The organism is Thermodesulfatator autotrophicus, assembly GCF_001642325.1.
Classification (GTDB): domain Bacteria; phylum Desulfobacterota; class Thermodesulfobacteria; order Thermodesulfobacteriales; family Thermodesulfatatoraceae; genus Thermodesulfatator; species Thermodesulfatator autotrophicus.
In genome coordinates this window covers 1-20,143 of the sequence record NZ_LSFI01000020.1, presented here as the reverse complement: position 1 = coordinate 20,143, position 20,143 = coordinate 1, and the positions used below count along the sequence as shown (strand labels likewise).

The following is a 20,143-nucleotide window of genomic DNA, read 5'->3' as shown; positions in this document are numbered from 1 at the left end:
GAAAGCCTTTAACTTCTAAAAAAGCCCTGGTGGTAAAGGAATCTCTTATGAAAAAAATCTCTTTAGAAGAAGAAAGTCTCAGGCGTATTTTAAAAGAAATCCTTGAAGAGTTTTTTGACCCGGAATCTACCTTAGAGTTAAGGCCAGAGGTAGAAGAGAAACTTTGCCAGAGTCTAAAAGAAAAAGAAGAAGGCAAGCTTTTATCTTTAGAAGAGGTTTTTAAGTGAGTTTTTATGAAGTCAAGTTTACCCCTACTGCTTTTGAGTCTATAAAAAGACTCCCCCCAGAAATTAAAAACAGAATTCGTCAAAGAATAGAATGGCTGGCTGAAAATCTGGATCTTATAAGGCCGCTCCCTCTTAAAGGAAAATTTAAAAGTTTTTACAAATTTAGAGTGGGAGATTACCGCATAATTTACGAAATAGACCGGGAAAATTTTCTCATAATCGTCCATCTGGTAGGGCATCGGCGCGATATTTATCGCTAAATTTTTCATTTTTTCTCATCCTCTTTCACTTCGTAGTAAGGCACTTGCCATTTTTCTTGAAAGCCAGTAGCCACAGCGGCAAGAAGTATTTTTTCTGGCTCCTCGTAAGCTGAAAGCTTTTCCTTGAATTTAGCGAACTGGTTATCTTTGCCAGAAAGGGCAGAGGCTATAAGCGCTCCCTGGTTAAGCAGGGCTTCGCGGTGGTCGCGCGGTATAACCCCCCAGGCGTGCTGGTCAAGGAGATGCACGAAGGCGAGCACCGCTGCCAGAAACGCCGTGTCTGAGAGCACGGCGTAGCGGTTGCGGTAAAGCCAGGTGTAGTGGGGCTCTGGCAAAAGGGGCTTTAGTTTCTCAAAAAAGGCTTCCTCTCCCAGGCCAAAGCGTTCAAGGAGCCTTGGTGCGTAGCGAATACTCTCAGGGGTGCGTTTGTTCTGGCGGGCGAGGGACTCGCGCACGGCCTTTTTCACCGCTCTGGCAATAAGCTCTCCAAGCTTTACATGTTTGCCTGTCCCTCGTAAAGTATTTCCGTTTTTTAGGGAGGCGATGGCTATCTGGTCAGTGCCCGTGCCGGTGGCAAGGCCTTCTGAATAGCGCGAGGGCACATTTAGCTCCTGGAGCACGGCGGTTTTGGCCTCAGTGGCCATTGTTACTGCCCGCACCAGCCCACACGGAGCTATTTCCTGGTTTACGAAAAGCATGATGTTTATGGTGCCGTGATCAGTTAAAGGGAAAAACCGGCCGTTCCACTCAAATACCTGGGAAGGGTCTCCGGCGCGGCCGGCGTTGGTCTCAACCCCGGCGGTGGCCACACAAAAGACAATGAGCTTTTCTTGAGTCTCAGGAATGGCAAAGCCTTCTTCGGCAAAGCCAGCCAGGTTCATGTTAGCGGCGGTGCCTAAAAGCACGGTCTTTTCCGGGGGAAGGCTGTGGTATTCACACACCAGGCGGTGGTAGCCCTGCGGGTCCCTTATGGCCAGACACTTTTCGTGCTCCTGGCCAGGGCAGGGTTTGGGCTCACAGGCCTGGTGGTTGGCCACAAAATCTATGTCTTCGCGAAGGCCGCCGTTTACCCGGCAGGTGGAGATAACCGCGTGCGGGCTTGAAAAGGCTCCGTAAAGGATCTTTTCACTGCGAAAAATAGAAAGCCCGTGATAGGGCTCAAAGAGCTTAACCGCCTGAGACATGAGGGACCTCCACTCTGGTGAATTCTTGTCGCACGAGGCAGTCTAAAGGGCCGGTTTTTTCGGAGTTTTCCTGGCGGATTACCTGCCATTCGGCGATTTTTTCAGCGATTTCTGCAAGTTCACCGTAACGGCCAGCCGCCATCTGGGGAGGGATCATGTGGTCAATGATGGCGCAGTAGCTTCTACGCTTGGCCTGGGTGCCTTCACCGGGGTCATTTACGATGTAAGGGTAAATGTTAGGGAGTGTGCCAATGGCAAGGTCCGGGTAGCACTCTTCTGAAAGGGCCACGGCCTTTCCCGGGAGCCACTCAAGGGAGCCGTGCTTGCCAACATGAATTACTGCTTGGGCGCCGAAGACTTCCTCAAGCCAGCGGTAAAAGCAAAGATAGTGATGCGTGGGAGAAAGCTCAGGGTCGTGAAGGTTTAAGTCTTCAGGGGAAAGTTCTTCAAGCTTTTCAAGGTGGCCACGGGGAGGCTGTATGGTGATGAAGAAGTTTCCGTTTAAAAGGCCACCCAAAAGTATCTTCCCCTGGCGGGTGTATTTTGCCACGAGAGCCTGGTCTTCATTGCTACCGGAAAGGGATTGCACGTGGATTATGCTGGCATCCTTAGCGGCGGAGACAACTCTGGAGAGGCCGGGGAGGGACTTCCTCCCGCCGTGGGGCAGGATAACTACGGCTCTAGCATTTTTGGCGAGCTCTGCCAGGCGCTCTTCCTGGCGGATGTCAAATACATCGTCTGCCGTGCGCACCACGAGCTCAAGGCCAGGGCACTCAGCCCTGAGTGCCTCGTAAGCCCTGGCCACTGAGTAAATCTCCGTTCCCGTGGCAGTGTAGTAGAGGATTTTGATTATCATTAGCTTAAATTGAAACAAGGGCGAAAACTCGCCCTTGTTCCGCGAGAATAAAAATTAAATTACCCAATAAATTCTACCAGCGATATTCCAGGCCTACGTAAACACTTCTTCCCGGGGTCTTGTAATCGTAGATTTCCTGGTAGTCCTTGTCAAAAAGGTTATCAATACGCCCGGTTAGGGTTAAGTTTTCACGCAGGTTCAGACGAGCGTTAAGATAAGCCACGAAGTAGCTATCCATTTGAACTTCCTGGTAAGTATTCCAGTCAAAATCTTTATATTTGCCCACATAAAGGCCTCTAAAAGAAATGCTTCCCTTATTGTCTGGACAATAGATAGTAGCTACGAAGTTTGCCTTCTGGCGCGGTTTTCTTAAAAGATGTTGACCTTTATCATCTTTAGCGGAAAGCGTTTGATAGGAAGCTTTAATACTCAACCAAGAAATAGGTTTAACTGTAGAGCTAAACTCAACGCCGTAAGTCTTTGACCAGCCGGAAACATTTTGATATTGTCCAGTCCACATGCCGGTGGAAACCCAGTCTATCAAGTTTTTGAACTTGTTGTAAAAGTAAGTTACATCAAAGCTTGCTTTTTTATCCCAGGCGTAAAAAGTGATTCCAGCGTCATATCCCCAGGACTCTTCAGGTTTTAAATTTTTATTTCCATAAGATGGGTCATAAAGCTGGTATAAGCCCGGGGTGCGAAAACCCGTGCCGTAGCTGGCGTGTAATTTAATGGCTTCCACTGGGAAAACAGCCCCGGCCACCCGATAGGTAACTTTATCGCCGGCAGTTTCGTGTTTGGTGTAGCGCAGGCCAAGATTGGCCACCCATTTTTCTCCACCTAAAGCCAGTTCGGCAAAAGGTGCCCATTCGTAAGCATTTTTATCAAAAGGACTTCCCCAGGGAGAAGTAATGTCTGCCCATTCTTTCTGCCAGTCAAGGCCGGCTATTACTCTGGCAAAATCAGTTAGCTGGTAGTCGTTTTGCCAGGAAAGGCGAAAGAGGCGTCCTTTGTATTCACCTCCTGAGCCTTCGTCGTATTCCCGCTTGCTGTTGGTAAAGGCCAGGTCAAGGTGAGATGCCAAATTTTCTGAAACCTGCCAGTCAAGGTAAGACTTAAAAAAGCCTATACGGGTATCAGATTTATAGTTCCAGCCGTCAAGTTCGTGAGAGGCAGCTGATACCAGAAGAGAGGCCCCGCCTTTTACTTTTTCTGAAAAGGCGTGGTCAAGGCTTAAATTCAGGTTGCCGTTGTGGTAGGCATCACGGTCAGGCTCGCTAACTGTCTTGGAAATGCCCTTGCTGTCCTTCTTGCTAAAACTAAAGGCGAGGTCCGTGTTTTCCGTCAGGCGGTAAAGGGACAAACCTTCCTGAAAAGTAGTATAAGAGCCAAATTCGCCGTAAATTTCGCCGCCGGTTTTTTTGGCCCTTTTGGTAATGATGTTTATGGCGCCAGCCATGGCGTTTGAACCATAAAGCACACTCTGAGGCCCGCGGACGATTTCTATGCGGTCAATCTGGTCAACACTTAAGTGGGGAAGCATCCAGGAAAAGTCACCTTTTCCGAGGCCGCTTGGGTCGTAAACCGGCACACCGTCAATCAGGACTACGGTCTGGCCGTTATCTGCCCCGCGCACTGAAATAGAAGCTGTGCCGCCAAAACCATTTTGAAGAATTGCTACTCCCAAGGCCTCTCTCAAGGCGTCAGTGAGAGTTTCTATGCCCTGTTCTTTTAACTCCTTAGCGGTGATAACCGTAACACTGCTGGCTATCTTTTCTACGGGTTCAGGCGTCCTGGTGGCGGTGACTACGATTTCACCAAGTTCTGTGGCCTCTTCAGCCTGTACTGCCGAAAAAGTTAGAAAGCCAAAACACACGGCTGACCAAAGGACCAAACAGAAAGACCAAAAACGACTTTTCATAACGCTCCCTCCTTCAATTTAGTTTTTGTTTTGAAGAAGGGAGCTTCGGGGAAGGTTTCCGAAAGGGTAGGGTGCACCAAGACCCTTTTCGGAAACGGAGCAGTTAGCCCCGAAGCTCCGCTTCCTTAAAGGGCTTCGGGCCGGTATCCCGGCTTCCGGATCATCCTACTCACCGCGCCTTCCCGGAGCTTTCGGCCTTATGGCCTCCTGCTCCAGTGGCCTGTCACCCTTGTGGGCCTAGCGGCTTTCGTCCCCGGTCACGGTTGCGGGCCAGCGCCGGACTTTCACCGGACTTCCCGTTTAACCCGTACCTGGGCACCCGAAGCCCTGTTTATAAATGAGTTCAAATAAACTACATTCCACAATAAGTCAAGCTTGATTGGGGACAGACAAACTTTAAAACTGGAAAATATAATAGATGATGAGACTTTGGCAAAATTCTAAAACATTAAGTCAAGATCGCCACACCACGGCGACTGCGTCGCCTCGCGAGAGGGATTGCTTCGCCACTTCGCGGCTCGCAATGACTAGGAAGGAGTTGGCTCGCAATAACCGGGAAGGGGGCGAGAGTTCACCATGACAACTCCCAAATTGTCATTGTCTTAGCCATTAAGGGTGGTTGATGGCTTACCTTTTTCATGGCTGACTTGAAAGCTTTGTTTTGTTATTCTGAACTTAAGCTAGCTAGAAGGAGAATTAGGTTATGAAAGATAAACTGCGAATCGTTTTTATGGGGACACCGGCCTTTGCCGTGCCGATACTTAAAGCCCTGCTTAGCCGTGAAGATGAAGTAATAGCCGTGGTAACCCAGCCAGATAAACCTGCTGGCCGGGGTAAAAAACTAACCCCCCCGCCTGTTAAACTAGTAGCTCAGGAAGCAGGTGTCCCGGTATTACAACCAGTCAAGATAAAAAGCCCGGATTTTTTAGAAAAACTTAGAGAGCTTTCTCCTGACGTAATAGTGGTGGCTGCTTACGGAAAAATTTTGCCTAAAGAAGTTTTAGAGATTCCCCGTTTTGGTTGTATAAACGTGCACGCTTCGCTCTTGCCCAAGTTTCGCGGGGCTGCCCCCATTAACTGGGCTATCATAGCAGGAGAAAAAGAGACTGGTATCACTATAATGCAGATGGATGAAGGGATGGACACAGGAGATATCCTTCTTATGGAAAAAATCCCTATTCTCCCCCAGGATACTGCTGGAACTCTTCATGATAGGCTAGCCCAACTTGGTGCAAAATTAATAAACGAAGCTTTAGATAAGCTCAAAAAAGGAGAGCTTGTTCCTCAAAAACAGCCTGAAGAAGGGGTCTCTTACGCCCCGATACTTCGCAAAGAAGACGGACTAATTGATTTTAACAGGCCAGCCAAAGAGCTTACCAATCTTATAAGAGGTCTTGACCCGTGGCCCACGGCTTATGCCTATTTTCGTGGCAGGCTGGTCAAATTTTTTAGTCCAGAAGCTGACGAGCAAAAAGAAGGCCCCCCAGGAGAAATCCTTGGAACTTCTGAAGGAAAACTTTTAATAGGCACTGGTAAAGGCCTTTTAAAGGTTGGAGAGCTCCAGCTTGAAGGCAAAAAGAGAATTACAGCCGAAGAATTTTGGCGAGGCTATCGCCCCAAGCCCGGTGAAAAGTTTGAGTCAAAAAATTAAAGTTTTTTACTGGAGATGGCGATAATAAACAAAAACTCCAGCAAAAAGGAGTGGGAATGTTTGAAAATATTAGAGAAGAGCTTATCCCTCAGGTAACCGAAGCCAGCGTTTTGAAGAAAAGCTTAAAGCCGAAAGGGAGGCCCTTTTAGCAGCCTGGATTGCCTTTCTTGAACTTCAGCGCTCAAGAAAAGTTCCTTTTCCTCCCCAGTATGCCGATGCCTTTTACGCCGCCACCAAGGTTAAAAAGAAAGACAACTATATCTTAAATCTGCTTATAGAAGGAAAAGGCCTTTTTAATTCTCTTCTTGAAAAACTTGATCCCCGTCTGGCCGGCCGCATTGGCCTGGCTGAAGAAATTAATAAGATTGCTAATTATATTCGTCGTATTGAAGAACTTGAAAGAGAGCTTTCCTTTCTTAAAGAGAGTTTTTTGCGCGACAAACTTACGGCCCTTTGGAACAAAAATGCCCTTGAAAAGTTTTTTAATGAAGTAGTAATGGCTAATATCTTTGAAGAAGATTACTTGCTTTGCTATTTTGACCTGGACAAATTTAAGTCTATTAACGATAAGTACGGCCACAAATGGGGAGACCGTGCCCTCATTGCCTTTGCCGAAGTTTTAAGACGAAATCTTAAGCCCAAAGATTTTCCCTGCCGTCTTCATGGTGATGAATTTTGCGCGGTAATTGTAGGGGTTACCCTTGATAAATTTACTTCCTTTGCTGAAAGTCTTTATGAAAATGGTTTTGCCCTAAAATTCCCTGATGGTGTGCGCCGAATAAAATTTTCTATTGGCCTTACCAATATCATAGCCTCTGATACCCTGGAAAAGGCCCTTGAGCGGGCAGACTTTTCCATGTACTGGTGTAAGGAAAATGGGGCTTTAAAACCGGTACGAGTCTAAAAATTTTTTCGCTGTAACAAGAATTTTTTCTTTTTCGTTTGGGTGAAACCATTTTACCCCATGGTCTCTTTTAAACCAGGTAAGCTGCCTCTTGGCGTAGCGTCTGGTATCTCTTTTCATGAGGCGAACGGCCTCTTCAAAAGATAGTTTTCCTTTAAGGTAGGCTATCATATGCCTATAACCAATAGATTTTAGCGGTTTGAGTTCCGGAGAATAGCCCATAGCTAAGATTTTACGAACTTCATCTAAAAGCCCGGCGGCAAGCATTTTGTCAGCCCTTTGGTCAAGACGGCGATAGAGTTCTTCCCGGGGTAGGGTGAGTCCAATCTTTAAACAGGGGTAGCGCCTTCTGGCAAAGGCGTGTTCTCTGGCAAGTTCTGAAAAGGGTTTTCCCGTGGTGTAATAAACTTCCAGGGCTCGCAAAATGCGCACCCAGTCTTTTGGGCTGATTTTTCGGGCATAAGCCGGGTCTATTCTTTTAAGCTCTTCATAAAGAGAGGAAAGCCCTTCCTTTTTTAGTCTTGCTTTTAGTTCTTTTCTGGCCTGAGAGGTATCTCCTACTTCAAAAAGACCGTGGAGTAAAGCCTTTAGATATAATCCGGTCCCTCCTACCAGAATGGGAAGTTTTTTTTCCCGGTGAAGTTTTTTTATGGCCTGGTCCGCCAGTTCCACAAATTGAGCAGCGTTAAATTCTTTGTCCAGCGGTAAAAATCCAAGAAGATGATGTGGTACACGGGCAAGCTCTTCCGGGCTGGGTTTGGCGGCCCCGATATTCAATAACTGGTAAACCTGGACAGAATCAAAATTTATTATTTCACCATCTAAATTTTCTGCCAGAAAAATGCCCACTTCTGTTTTCCCAACACCAGTAGGGCCTACTACAGCTATTAAAGGGATATTATGTTCAAATTTTTCTTCCGAGTTTGCGGCGCACTTCGTCAAGGTCAATTCTCCAGTAAAGTGGTCTTCCATGGGGGCAATGAGAAAGTCCTGCGTTTTTAACCTCTTTAAATAGATTAAGCACTTCTTCAAAGGATAACTTTTCGCCTGCTTTACGGGCGGCTTTGCAGGAAATTTGGGCCATTACTTCTTCTATGATATTTTCAGTGGAAAAATTTATTTCTTCGGCCAGAAAGCTTTCCAGGACTTCTTTTGAGGAACTGCCCAAAAGGGCCGGCACGCTCCTTAAGATAATTTTTCCCTCACCAAAAAAGTCAATCTCAAACCCAAGGGAATTGAGTACAGGGGCTAAAGTTTCCAATCTTTCAAGGCTTTTTCCTGTAACGGAAAATACTTGTGGCACAAGAAGAGGCTGTGTCTTTAAGCCTTCTTTTATTTCTTTTTTCCATTTTTCAAAAAGAAGCCTTTCGTGGGCGGCGTGATAGTCAAAAATATAAAGTTCTTCTTCACCAAGTACTAAAAAAAATTCCTTGCCAAAACGGGAAATTACTTGAAAGGACGGTTTTTCAGGAAATAAAGACGCTAGTTTTTGAAAAGGTTCAGGGCTTGGTTCGGCTACTTTACTAGAAAGCGAGAAATCTTCTTTAGGAGAAGAGAAAGAAACGGGGATGTCTTCCTCTTCAGTTTTTACTTCAAAAGAAACAACAGGCTTAAAAAGGTTTTCAAGGCCACTTTTAATTAGTTCAAAGACCAATCTTTCTTCACGAAAACGTACTTCCCATTTGGCTGGATGCACATTCACGTCTACTTTTTCAGGCGGAAGGGTAAGGGCAAGGAGAAGAGCCGGATAGCGCCCTTTGGGGTAAACACTTTTTAATCCTTCAAAAACAGCGGCTGAAATTAGCTTGTCTTTAACTACCCGGTTATTTACCAGGAAATAAAGAAACCTGGCGGTGGGGAAATAGTATTCATTTTGGGAAATTATTATACTTAAGCGCAAATCTCCCCTTTCTAGCTCTTCCATCAGAAAATTTTCGGTTTTGAGGCCGGAAAGCTCAGCCATAAGCCCCAGGCGACCGAGTTTATAATTGTAGTCAAAAAGAACTTTACCCTGTGTTTTGAGGTTCAAACTTGCCTGAGGGTTTTCAAAGGCCATGAGTTTTACTATCTCGCTTACGCGAGCTGTTTCTGCCCGAGGGCTTTTAAGAAAGGCCTTTCTGGCCGGCACGTTGGCAAAAAGATTGGCCACCTCCACGATGGTGCCAGGGGCAAGCCCTTTCTCCAAAAAAGAGACTTCTTTGCCAAACTTTATCTTGATTCTGGCCCCGATTAAGGCCTCTTTTTCACGTGAAGAGATAGTTAGCTCTGAGACAGCGGCAATGCTTGAGAGAGCTTCTCCTCTAAAGCCCCAGGTTTTTATGCGTAACAGGTCTTCTTCTGATTCAATTTTGCTGGTAGCATGGGGAAGATAACAAATCTTAAGGTCTTCAGGAGACATGCCAAGACCGTTATCTCTTACTCTTATTAAAGAGAGGCCTCCGTTATATAATTCTATTTCAATTTGTTTGGCTTTAGCATCAAAGGCGTTTTCGCAAAGCTCCTTGACTACCGAAGCCGGACGTTCTATAACCTCACCAGCGGCAATCTTTCTGGCAATATTTTCTGGTAAAATTTTAATTCGCGGCATAATTAAACCTGATGTTATTAATTTAAAACCAAAAAGGGAAGTAAAAAATGGGTAACATGGAAAAGTGGTGCAAAGAATGGCATACTCTTACTTTTTATCAAAAGTTTGAACAGGTAGTAGCCTGGATTTTAACTTTTACTATTGCTCTCATCATTTTGATTTCACTTTATGATTTGCTTTTACAAACATTTCTAATTCTTTTCAAGTTAAGGCTAAATCCTTTAGAACATAAAGTTTTCCAGACTCTTTTTGGTATGTTTATGACAGTCCTAATTGCTCTTGAATTTAAACATTCTATCCTGAAGGTTACTGTACACAAAGAAGGAATTGTTCAGGTTAAAACAGTAGTTTTAATTGCCCTTTTGGCTCTTACTCGCAAGTTTATTATTTTGGACTTTAAGGGAGAACCCGCTCTTAAAATTTTTGCTTTGGCCTTTTCGGTGCTGGCTCTAGGGATAATTTATTGGCTTTTAAGAGAGCAAGCTTTTCGTTATAAGGAAGACTAATGTTACGTATTTTTATTTCTATATTTTTTTTGGTTTCTTTATGTTCATGTGGGTATCAATTAGAAGGGCGCCCTGTTCACTTTTCTCCAGCCTGGCAAAAAATTTACGTGCCTGTTTGGGAAAATCCTACTTCTGAAATTCGTCTGGGAGAGATTTTAGCCCAGGAGCTAAGAAAACGTATAGAGATGGCTGGAGACTTTAAAATCACCGATGAGGAAGAAGCTGATCTCATTTTGCGAGGAGAAATTATTTCTGTCTCAGTAGGTGGACTTTCCTATGATATTTACACCGAGACCCTTGAACGTAGGGTTTATTTAAGGGCTCAGGCTGAACTAGTAGATAAAGAAGGCCATGTAATCTGGCGTAACAACAATCTTTCGCGGACGGAAGAATACCCCGTTTTTCGTGAAAGGGTCGGGGAAGAAGTAGATCCAGGGCGAGAGTTAGCCCTTCAAAAAATGTGTGAAGACATGGCGGAAATAATCTATCATCAGATATCTTCTTCTTTTTAGGGAGGGGACATGGGCATATTTGACGGATTACTTGATTTTATAAGGAGTTACGCGGTTAAAGCTCAAAAAGACGATGTTTTATTTGCCGCTATTCACCGCATTTTAACCGAAGAACTTGGTTGGCAATCCAAAAGCTTTACCATGAAAGGTGATGAACACGAAGCTTCTTATACCAATCCTCAAAGTCCTATCCATGAACTTGAGATAGAAGCTAAGCGAATAGGCAATCAATTTATTTTAAGGCTTGAAGCAGAAACCCTACACAGGGAAAAAATGGAAGATTTCCTGGAAGGTATCCTGGGTATAGAGTTTGATTTAGACGAAGAAATAAAAGTGCGTTTTCCACTCGATTATTACGTGACCGATACCCTTGATCTAAAGAACGAAAATGAACTTGAAGAAAAGCTGATAAACCTAATTAGAGAGCTTGAAAAAAGAGTATCTTAGAAACGAAAGGGGGCACTATGAGTGCCCCCTTGGACCATATTAACCAGCAAAGGCCTTCTCAAGGTTTGGAACCACCTGTTTTTTACGGCTCATGACACCAGGGAGCCATACAGAACGGCCTTCAGGTTTAACACCCCAGGCCACTTCTACCACCGCCGGATTATCAGACACTATGAGAAGTTCAGTTCCTTCTTTCATAATGTCTGTGAGCATAAAGAAAATGCTGTGATAACCACCTTCTTCTTTAATTTTCTGAAGTTCAGAATAAAGCTCATCTTTAATAGGCTCAACCAGAGAAAGGTCAACCACTTCAAGCTGGCCAATACCAACTTTGTTACCGCTCATGTCAAAGTCTTTATAGTCACGGTAAACCAGATCACGGATAGGGGTGCCTTCAATGGCGCTTTTTACTTTAAACATTTCAAGGCCGAGGGCTTTAAGGTCATCAATACCAGCAATCTTGGCAAGAGCCTCAGCGGCTTCAACGTCCTGGGGAGTGCAGGTAGCAGATTTAAAGATAACCGTGTCACTCAAGATAGCACAGCACATGATACCAGCGATTTCTTTAGGAATTTCTACCCCGTAAAAGTCATACATGCCCTTTAAAACAGTGCAGGTGCAACCAACCGGCCATACCCAGATTTCAATCGGATTAGGAGTGGTAATATCGCCAAGCTTGTGGTGATCAACAATGCCAAGAATTTCGCCTTTTTCAAGGTTATCTAGGCTTTGAGACTTGTCACTATGGTCAACCAAAAAGATTTTTTGATCCGTAGCGTCAGTTACAATTTCAGGAGCAGAGAAACCAAACTTATCAAGGACAAATTTGCTTTCAGGGTTAAGCTCCCCCTGGGCCACAGGCTTGGCTTCAACGCCCAACTTGCTTTTGAGATAAGCCAGAGAAATAGCCGCGGTGATAGAATCTGTGTCAGGGTTTTTGTGTCCTACAACAATTGCTGCCATCGTTACCTCCTTATTATTTGTTTTCTTGAATAATTTTATAGTTCTTTTAAATCTTTCTGATAACTCTTTATAGAAGTCGTTTAAAGATAGCTCAAGTAAAAAAAATTTGCCAAGTGGTAATATGGTGAAATGACAATAGTTTTGTTTTAAAATCTTTTAAAAAATAAGCCTTTTGATAATATATCTTAAAATACGTGAGATATAAAAAACAGGAGAATTGTAAATGTTTTTGAGAGAAGATTTTCGTCTGGAGCCGGCTTCTTGTTATGTGGATGCTAAATGTCCTCGGTACAAAGCTGTAATTCCCTCAGAAGAAGATTTGACCCCTTTGATGCCTTATATAAACGCTACAGCTAAAGTCCTTTTTTATGAACCTAAGGAACCGGTTATAGTCTTTAAGATGAGCAAACACAAAGTGGCTTTGCGCCGCTTTGAGGCCCAGATAGCAGATGTAAAAGATATTCCTGAAGGGAAAAAACTTTTAGCTGAACTTGATCAACTGTTAAAAGAAATCTGGCTAAAGAAAGAAGAAATAACTCCTCTTTTTGAGCCTAAAGAGAAGCCAACCGCCCTAGAAATTTATAAATATCTCCCTAAAACCAATTGTGGCCTCTGCGGTGAAGCCACTTGCCTGGCTTTTGCCAGTAAGCTATCTATGGGAGATGTTGATTTATTACAGTGTAAACCCTTATTTGAAGACCAAAAATATAAAGATTTATGTCAAAAACTTGAAAACCTTATTTAATCTTCTAAAGCTGCTAGCCCTACCGTGGCTCTATTTACCTTATGGATGACTCTGGTAGAAACACTTCCTAACACTATTTCTTTTAGACCTGTTTTCCCTGTGCGTCCCATCATTATTAAAGGATAATCTTCTTCATCGGCTATCTTGGCAATAGTTCTTCCCGGGTCTCCAAATTCAAGAAAAGTGTCAATGTCTTTCTCGTTAACACCCATTTTTAAAAGTAAACTTTTAGCTTGTTCTAATATCATATGAGCTTCTTTCTCTTCCTCTGAGGCTTGCTCCAAATATATGGGATCAACAACAGAAACAATAGAAACCTTAACCAATCCTGGCGGAAAACTACTAGCTATAGCTCCAGCTTCTTCAAGAGCCCTTAATGAAGGAGCTGAACCATCAACGGCAACAAGAATCTTTTTTACTGCACACCCATCCTGAATAATACTTTGGCCAACTATATAAACAAATTGCTTCTTAGCGCGTTGAATTACTATGTAGCTGGCGCTCCCAAGAAAAGTCTCTGCCGTGCGAGAACGACGACGGCGACCCATTATAATACTCTGAACATCTCTTTGGTCTGCAATTTTTAAAATTTCTTTGCCTGGCTCTCCCTGAGAAATTATGGCCTCAATCTCTCCCTGAAAAGAATTCTCTTTAAACAAACTAACAAATTTATCAAGAAAAGGTCTAACTTCTTTTTCAATATGTTGTTGAACAATGTTTCTAAAAATAGGCGATTCCAAAATATTCCGAAAACGGATATCTACATTAGAAGCCATTTTTTCAATAAAGCTTGGGGCAATAACGTGAAGAAGAAAAACTTTTTGGACTATTTGAGGAGAAAGTGGAGAAAGAAAATTGGCGGCAAAGATCGCAGCCTTTGAAGAAGGATCATCCTTGGTTACTGGTATTAAAACATTTTTTAAGTGAGGTAAATTTTTCTCCATAAGACTTCTCCCTTAAAAGAATAATAACAGCCAAATATTGGCTAATATAATTGTGAGTATAGTATAGGGCCCCGCTTTTTTCATAAAATCAAAAAATGTCATACGATAGCCAGCCGCTTCAGCAATCCCCAAGGTAACCACGTTGGCACTGGCTCCTATTGCAGTTCCATTGCCACCGAAACAAGCCCCAAAAGCAAGGGCCCACCAAAGAACTCCTGATTCTGCACCTGGAATAACTTTGGTAAGATAAGCTACTATAGGTAGCATGGTAGCGGTAAAAGGGATATTATCTATAAAGGCGCTCATAATAGCGGAAACCCAAAGAATCAAACTAATAGCAACGATTAAATTGTCATGAGATAAATGTAGAACACTATCAGCTACTATGTCTAGGAGCCCTACTGATTCTACAGCACCAACAAGAATAAAAAGAAACATGAAGAAGAGAAGAGTTAGCCATTCAATATCCTTTTCAACCAGATGGGCGATATCTACCTTTTTGGTGATAGCACTGTAAGCAAATAAAATGCTTGCTCCGAAGAGAGCGGCAATGCTTACTTCCATGTGTAAAACTCCGTGTAGAACAAACATGAGAATAACAATCCCCATTATTAGAAGGCCAAAAGTTAGAAGGGTTTTGTCAGTTATTTGATATTCCTGGCGCAACTTTTCAAGAAAGGCTTCAATATTTTCTATCTTTGATTTGCTATATTCTTCCTTAAAGATAAAGCGACTATAAACAAAAAGCATAAAAAGACTCATTATGCATACTGGGGCAAGATTTTCAACAAACTGTAGAAAAGTAAGTTTTGCATAAGAACCAATCATTATGTTAGGAGGATCACCAATAAGAGTTGCGGTCCCTCCAACGTTTGAAGCAAGAATTTCAGGAATTAAAAGAGATAAAGGATTTATTTTTAGAGCAAGAGCAATTTCTATAGTTACTGGAGTTAAAAGGAGCATTGTAGTTACATTATCTAGAAAAGCCGAAGTTACCGCTGTAAAAATCATAAATATGATAGAAAGCAAAATTACATTTCCACGGGAGATCTGGTAGCATTTGTAAGCGCACCATTGAAAAACGCCGGTATTTTTAAGGACTCCGATAATAATCATCATTCCCATTAAGAGAAAGATGACATTCATATCAATAGCTTTGATGGCGCTTTCATATGAGATGATATGGTAATCCGGGTTAAAAGTACCAATAGTATAGCTTATAGCCAGCATAATGGCAGCCCCAAGCATGGCTGCCAGGGTACGATGAAGAAGTTCAAAAGAAATAAGAATATAAGCCAATAAGAAAACCACAGTAGCAATCCAGAAAGCAGGATTTAAAGTCCTTTTAAGTATTATTTCTTTTTGTACAAAATATTTATTATCTTTTTGGGCAAAGTCAGAAGGGGTAAAAAAAATTTTGGTTTTTTTATAGGTTGATTTTTCAATGAGAAGAGAGATGTTGCTTTTATGAAATACCTCATCAGGAATATCCAAGACTAAATAAAAAGAGCCGTCTTTTTCAGTAAGAAGGGCTTCTTTTGATTGATGGGTTTTAGCTTGATAGGGTTGGCCGTTTATAAAAATTTTAATTTTAGCCTGGGCCACAGGCTCTTTATGAGTATCTATAACCTTACCAAAAATAAAAACCTTTTGGAAAGGCGCATCTTTTTCTAAGGGAATTGCCAGCGCTAAAGAAATAAAAAAGAAAGTGGTGATGATACATAGACTTAGAACTTTTAAAAGTCTGAACATAGCTTTATACCTCTCATGTTTTTAGGTCTTAAGCATTATTAATGAGATCATAAAACAAACAATTTGTACACTATAATCATAAGTCAGCATCTTTTCTCTACTATTGCGAACTAAGCAAAGCAACCCTTGCGATTGCTTTGCTTGTTTTGAGCGAAGTAAGGGATCTCCTTGCAGTGACAATAGAAAAATGTGCTCCTCACTGTGACAAGAGGAAGTGTAATTGTAAGGCACAAGGTGGCAAAACAATCCCGTAAAACTGTCGCGGGAATTACGTTGTCTCGCGAAGGTATTTTGTTGTGCAAAAATATTCGTATAAATAACATTATTGCCTCTTCTAATAATCAGAGATCCAAAACAATATAAAGTCCAATTTTTAGGACATTTTTTAAAAAAATTACAGTTTGGTTATTTTGTAAAGAGAAGATATTAGTAATTTTTATTACATAGGAGCTAAACCAACAGTAGCTTTTTGAACTTTATGAATGACTCTGGTAGAAACACTTCCTAACACTATTTCTTTTAGACCCGTTTTCCCTGTGCGTCCCATCATTATCAAAGGATAATCCTCTTCATCGGCAATCTTGGCAATAGTTCTTCCTGGGTCTCCAAATTCAAGAAAAGTGTCAATGTTTGTCTCTTTTATTCCTAACTCTAAAAGTAGATTACGAGCAGCATTAATAATTTCATGGGCCTCTTTTTCTTCTTCTGAGTCTTTGTTCAGATAAATGGGGTCTATAACGGTCATTACCGCAATTTTGACTACTCCGTCAGGGAAACTGGTAGCCAAGGCCGCAGCTTCTTTAAGGGCTTTTAAAGAGGGAACTGAGCCGTCAACAGCTACAAGGATTTTGTTGATGGGGCAGCCCTCTTCACGTACATGCTGACCTATAATATAGACAAATTGCTTCTTGGCCCGGTTAATAACAATATGGCTACAGCTGCCAAGAAATGTTTCGGCAGCGTGGGACCGGCGGCGTCGCCCCATTATAATGCTTTGTATATTATTTTTTTCCGCAAAATTTACAATTTCTTTCCCTGGTTCACCTTGAGTAATAATTTCCTGTATTTCTCCTTCAAAGGAGTTTTCTTTAAAAATCTGGGTAAACTGGCGAAGGAAAGGTTTAACTTCTTTTTCAATATGTTGTTGAATAATGTTTCTAAAAATAGGCGATTCCAAAATATTCCGAAAGCGAATATCTACATTAGAAGCCATTTTTTCAAGAAAACTAGGAGCTAAAACATGAATAAGAAAAACCTTTTGGGTAATTTTTGGGGAAAGCGGGGCTAAAAGCCTGGCTGCAAATTTTACCGCTTTAAAGGAATGGTCGTCACGAGTTACAGGTATTAACACGTTTTTAATGCTAGGAACGATTTTATTTTCCATGTTGGCCCCCTAAAAGAATAATAGTAACCAGATGTTAGCCAATATAATAGTAATGATGGTATAAGGTCCTGCTACCTTCATAAAGCCAAAAAAGGTTGCCCGGTGTCCTGCTGCTTCAGCTATTCCCAGTGTAACCACGTTGGCACTGGCACCTATCATGGTTCCGTTGCCACCAAAACAGGCTCCTAAAGCCAGGGCCCACCAGAGGACACCTGATTCTGCACCAGGGATAACTTTTGTCAGGTAAGCAGTAATAGGGAGCATGGTAGCGGTAAAGGGAATATTATCTACAAAAGCGCTCATAATGGCGGAAACCCACAAAATCAAACAAATAGCTATGGTCAAATTCCCTTGAGAGAGATTTAATACCCCATCAGCTACTATATCCAGAAGACCTACCTCCTCCACCGCACCAACTAATATGAAGAGAAATATGAAAAATAGAAGAGTCAGCCATTCAATGTCTTTTTCAACCAGATGGGCTATATCTACTTTTTTGGTAATAGCTCCGTAAGCAAATAAAATGCTCGCTCCAAAAAGAGCAGCAATGCTTACTTCCATGTGTAAAACTCCGTGAAGGAGAAACATGAGAATAACAATTCCCATTATTAGAAGGCCAAAAGTTAGAAGGGTTTTATCAGTTATCTGATATTCCTGGCGTAATTTTTCAAGAAAGGCTTCAACATCTTCTATTTTGGATTTTTTGTATTCTTTTCCGTAAAGAAAACGATTGTAAAAGAATAAAACTATCAAACTTACAACGCATACCGGGGCTAAGTTTTCCACAAATTGTAGAAAGGTAAGTTTAGCGTAAGAGCCAATCATAATATTAGGGGGGTCGCCAATAAGGGTGGCTGTCCCTCCAACGTTTGAAGCTAAAATTTCAGGGATTAAAAGAGATAAAGGATTTATCCCTAGAGCCAAAGCTATTTCAATGGTCACAGGGGTCAAAAGGAGCATGGTGGTTACGTTATCCAGAAAAGCCGAAGATACCGCTGTAAAAACCATTAAAATGATAGAAAGTAAAAATACATTTCCGCGGGAGATCTGGTAGCATTTGTAAGCGCACCATTGAAAAACGCCGGTATTTTTAAGGACTCCAATAATAATCATCATTCCCATTAAGAGAAAGATGACATTCATATCAATAGCTTTGATGGCGCTTTCATATGAGATGATATGGTAATCCGGGTTAAAAGTACCAATAGTATAGCTTATAGCCAGCATAATGGCAGCCCCAAGCATGGCTGCCAGGGTACGATGAAGAAGTTCAAAAGAAATAAGAATATAAGCCAATAAGAAAACCACAGTAGCAATCCAGAAGGCAGGATTTAAAGTCCTTTTAAGTACTACTTTGACTTTAGTGTAATATTCTCCATTTTTTACGGCGAAATCCGAAGAAGAAAGGGTAATTTCTTGGTTTTTATAGGCGGACTTGTAAATTTTTAACTTTATTTGGCTTTTTTGAAATTCTTCTTTAGGAATATCAAGGGCCAAATAAAAAGAGCCATCAAGCTCAGTATGAATTTTAGATACCCCATGTTTAGGGTCAAAATAATAAGTTTCTCCGTTCAACAGGACAGATATTTCGGCTCGGGGAACAGGTTCTTTATGAGAATCCAGAATTTTACCAAAAATATAGACATTGCCTTTAAGTGGGATATTTTGATGGGCTCCCCCGCCGCCTGCCCATCCTGAGGACCAAAGGTTAAAAAGAAAAAAACATAAAAGCATTGAAATAAGAACAGTTTTGTTGAGCACAGTAACAGGACAGATTCCTTTAATAACTCTTCTCTGTTGATGGTCCCAACTTTTAATTTGCTGCATGGGATTTCTCCCTCTCTATTTTTTTAAGCTGTTCTTATATTCGATTGTAAATTGTATTTACTTTAATGGATTTTTAAACGAGTAAAAAAATAAAAAAAGCGGGGAATCAAATCCCCGCTTTTTTTAAATTTAAAATATTGGTAAGAAAAAGATTAGTGTCCTGCCTGGAGAATCCCAGAGGCCGCTAATAGTAAGATAATAATTTCAAGAACAGAAATAATCCCTACTATATAGGCCCCAGAAGAAAAAAGGAAAGGCAAAATTGCCACGTAACCAATGATAGTTAAACCGGCCAGGAAAGCAATACCTATATAATTCAGGATATCGCCGTAACTTAAATAATGAACCCAGTCCCAGCCGGTTTTAAGCCCAATATGTTCTATAAATTCGTGGGCGGTAAGGTGCCACAATTTGGGCAGCTTTTCCGGAGGAACAAACGCAGGCAAAATTCCAAAAATGTAAATCAAAAAAGTAACTATCATCAAACCTATGCCAAAAATAGAACCATATTGCAAAATTTTGGCGTAAATAATAGCCTCTGGTGGAGTTTCTATCTGGGTGTTAGGGTCAAGACGTTCAGCCATAGTTTACCTCCTAATTTAAATTCCCAGGCCTTTTAATACGGCTCTTATGCCAGCAAAAAGAAGCATTCCGATAACAATCCATCTGACCATAGCGGGCCGAGCCACAGCAAGCATCCTCACTCCAATAAATGAGCCAAGCATTATGCCTACCAGTGAGGGAATAACTATCAAGGGTATTATTCCACCGCTATTGATATATACCCAGGCGGCGGAGGTATCAGTAATAGAGAGTAAAAATTTACTGGTTGCTACTGATATTTTGATAGGAGCTCCCATTAATAGGTTAAGTACTGGAATGTTAGCCCAGCCCGCTCCTAAGCCAAACATGCCAGCCATCACGCCAATTACTATAAATAATAACAACCCTAGTGGTGTGCGGTGGACATGCCATTTATAAACTTCACCCGTTGATTCTTCGCGGTAAATCCCCCATATACCAAGCATTAAACCAAGCTTGTCAGGTTTTTTGACTTCGGGGAACTCACTTTTTTTAGAAAAGAACATAAGGGCTACGATAAAAAGAATAGTTACTCCTAATAGGAGCTGAACGACATTACGCGGTAGGGCAAGGCCTATCATAGCTCCAGCAATAGAGGCGGTAGAAGCAATTAAAGCGATGGGAATAGCTAGCCTTAAAGAGGCCAGATTTCTCATAAGTAGCCCCGGACCTGCTGCTAGAGCGCCTGATAAAGCCACCAGTAAGCCTGCTGTCCTTACGAAATCAAGATTAAAAGGGAAAAAGCCGCTAACTATGGGGACAAAAAGTACTCCACCTCCTACACCACCTAAAACTGCTACTATGCCTATCAAAAAAGTAGCAATAAAAAGGGCTAACGGCCAGAACCACCAGGGCTTACCGCGGTAGTATTTCAGTAATTGTGTCCGAAAA

General features: G+C 42.1%; 20 protein-coding genes and 1 riboswitch. Of the genes, 8 read left to right on the top strand and 12 right to left on the bottom strand.

Annotation, left to right across the window (positions count from 1 at the left end; genetic code table 11):
• Positions 1-47: 47 nt before the first annotated feature.
• Both TH606_RS05195 and TH606_RS05190 read left to right on the top strand, forming a co-directional pair.
• The gene (locus TH606_RS05195) at positions 48-227 is read left to right on the top strand and encodes a hypothetical protein (protein WP_068541865.1); all 180 of its coding nucleotides are present in this window, start codon (positions 48-50) and stop codon (positions 225-227) included.
• Complete coding sequence (locus TH606_RS05190) at positions 224-487, top strand: type II toxin-antitoxin system RelE family toxin (RefSeq protein WP_068541864.1); 264 nt, start codon at positions 224-226, stop codon at positions 485-487. The genes TH606_RS05195 and TH606_RS05190 overlap by 4 nt, the downstream gene beginning before the upstream one ends.
• Positions 488-492: 5 nt before the next feature.
• Here TH606_RS05190 and TH606_RS05185 read toward each other — a convergent pair whose 3' ends face one another.
• The 3 genes from TH606_RS05185 to TH606_RS05175 all read right to left on the bottom strand — a co-directional run bounded on the left by TH606_RS05185 (position 493) and on the right by TH606_RS05175 (position 4,448).
• On the bottom strand, positions 493-1,671 hold the full coding sequence (locus TH606_RS05185) for an adenosylcobinamide amidohydrolase (protein WP_068541863.1): 1,179 nt from the start codon (positions 1,669-1,671) through the stop codon (positions 493-495).
• A complete protein-coding gene (locus TH606_RS05180; protein ID WP_068541862.1) occupies positions 1,655-2,527 on the bottom strand; it encodes a cobaltochelatase subunit CobN in 873 nt (290 codons plus the stop codon). Before TH606_RS05180 ends, TH606_RS05185 begins: the two co-directional genes overlap by 17 nt.
• A gap of 73 nt (positions 2,528-2,600) precedes the next feature.
• Positions 2,601-4,448, bottom strand: coding sequence for a TonB-dependent receptor plug domain-containing protein (locus tag TH606_RS05175; RefSeq protein WP_068541861.1), 1,848 nt, complete (start codon positions 4,446-4,448; stop codon positions 2,601-2,603).
• Positions 4,449-4,569: 121 nt separating this feature from the next.
• Positions 4,570-4,786, bottom strand: a riboswitch (cobalamin riboswitch).
• Positions 4,787-5,151: 365 nt separating this feature from the next.
• Between TH606_RS05175 and fmt the strand changes: the two genes are divergently transcribed.
• Positions 5,152-6,099 (top strand): methionyl-tRNA formyltransferase, encoded by a 948-nt coding sequence (fmt, locus tag TH606_RS05170; protein ID WP_068541860.1) that lies wholly within the window; start codon positions 5,152-5,154, stop codon positions 6,097-6,099.
• 430 nt (positions 6,100-6,529) lie between these two features.
• Entirely contained in the window at positions 6,530-7,003 is a 474-nt protein-coding gene (locus tag TH606_RS11675) for a GGDEF domain-containing protein (RefSeq protein ID WP_068541859.1), read from the top strand.
• On the opposite strand, the gene miaA is transcribed toward TH606_RS11675, so the two are convergent.
• Together miaA and mutL are read right to left on the bottom strand one after the other, a co-directional pair.
• Positions 6,983-7,975, bottom strand: coding sequence for a tRNA (adenosine(37)-N6)-dimethylallyltransferase MiaA (gene miaA, locus TH606_RS05160; RefSeq protein ID WP_082863529.1), 993 nt, complete (start codon positions 7,973-7,975; stop codon positions 6,983-6,985). The two genes, TH606_RS11675 and miaA, sit on opposite strands and share 21 nt — an antisense overlap.
• Positions 7,908-9,590 carry a DNA mismatch repair endonuclease MutL gene (gene mutL / locus TH606_RS05155; protein ID WP_068541858.1) on the bottom strand — a complete coding sequence of 561 codons (1,683 nt, stop codon included), beginning with the start codon at positions 9,588-9,590 and terminating at the stop codon, positions 7,908-7,910. The genes miaA and mutL overlap by 68 nt, the downstream gene beginning before the upstream one ends.
• Positions 9,591-9,646: 56 nt before the next feature.
• Between mutL and TH606_RS05150 the strand changes: the two genes are divergently transcribed.
• The 3 genes from TH606_RS05150 to TH606_RS05140 are packed head-to-tail and all read left to right on the top strand — an operon-like array spanning position 9,647 to position 11,055.
• Positions 9,647-10,096: a phosphate-starvation-inducible PsiE family protein gene (locus TH606_RS05150; RefSeq protein ID WP_082863534.1), complete on the top strand. Its 450-nt coding sequence runs from the start codon at positions 9,647-9,649 to the stop codon at positions 10,094-10,096.
• Positions 10,096-10,608 (top strand): LPS assembly lipoprotein LptE, encoded by a 513-nt coding sequence (gene lptE / locus TH606_RS05145; protein WP_068541856.1) that lies wholly within the window; start codon positions 10,096-10,098, stop codon positions 10,606-10,608. Before TH606_RS05150 ends, lptE begins: the two co-directional genes overlap by 1 nt.
• 9 nt (positions 10,609-10,617) lie before the next feature.
• Positions 10,618-11,055 (top strand): hypothetical protein, encoded by a 438-nt coding sequence (locus TH606_RS05140; RefSeq protein WP_068541855.1) that lies wholly within the window; start codon positions 10,618-10,620, stop codon positions 11,053-11,055.
• Between the two features lie 39 nt (positions 11,056-11,094).
• On the opposite strand, the gene TH606_RS05135 is transcribed toward TH606_RS05140, so the two are convergent.
• Positions 11,095-12,018 (bottom strand): manganese-dependent inorganic pyrophosphatase, encoded by a 924-nt coding sequence (locus TH606_RS05135; RefSeq protein ID WP_068541854.1) that lies wholly within the window; start codon positions 12,016-12,018, stop codon positions 11,095-11,097.
• 223 nt (positions 12,019-12,241) lie between these two features.
• Here TH606_RS05135 and TH606_RS05130 point away from each other — a divergent pair, with 223 nt between their 5' ends.
• Entirely contained in the window at positions 12,242-12,763 is a 522-nt protein-coding gene (locus tag TH606_RS05130; RefSeq protein WP_068541853.1) for a (Fe-S)-binding protein, read from the top strand.
• On the opposite strand, the gene TH606_RS05125 is transcribed toward TH606_RS05130, so the two are convergent.
• The 6 genes from TH606_RS05125 to TH606_RS05100 all read right to left on the bottom strand — a co-directional run.
• Complete coding sequence (locus TH606_RS05125; protein WP_068541852.1) at positions 12,760-13,707, bottom strand: universal stress protein; 948 nt, start codon at positions 13,705-13,707, stop codon at positions 12,760-12,762. The genes TH606_RS05130 and TH606_RS05125 overlap by 4 nt on opposite strands.
• Positions 13,708-13,719: 12 nt before the next feature.
• Positions 13,720-15,459 carry an ArsB/NhaD family transporter gene (locus tag TH606_RS05120; RefSeq protein WP_068541851.1) on the bottom strand — a complete coding sequence of 580 codons (1,740 nt, stop codon included), beginning with the start codon at positions 15,457-15,459 and terminating at the stop codon, positions 13,720-13,722.
• A gap of 439 nt (positions 15,460-15,898) precedes the next feature.
• Complete coding sequence (locus TH606_RS05115) at positions 15,899-16,843, bottom strand: universal stress protein (RefSeq protein ID WP_068541850.1); 945 nt, start codon at positions 16,841-16,843, stop codon at positions 15,899-15,901.
• 9 nt (positions 16,844-16,852) lie between these two features.
• Positions 16,853-18,577, bottom strand: coding sequence for an ArsB/NhaD family transporter (locus TH606_RS05110; protein WP_068541892.1), 1,725 nt, complete (start codon positions 18,575-18,577; stop codon positions 16,853-16,855).
• Between the two features lie 245 nt (positions 18,578-18,822).
• On the bottom strand, positions 18,823-19,254 hold the full coding sequence (locus TH606_RS05105) for a hypothetical protein (protein WP_068541849.1): 432 nt from the start codon (positions 19,252-19,254) through the stop codon (positions 18,823-18,825).
• 15 nt (positions 19,255-19,269) lie between these two features.
• Positions 19,270-20,143: sulfite exporter TauE/SafE family protein (locus TH606_RS05100; protein WP_157627864.1), on the bottom strand; the 874-nt coding region annotated here is incomplete at its 5' end.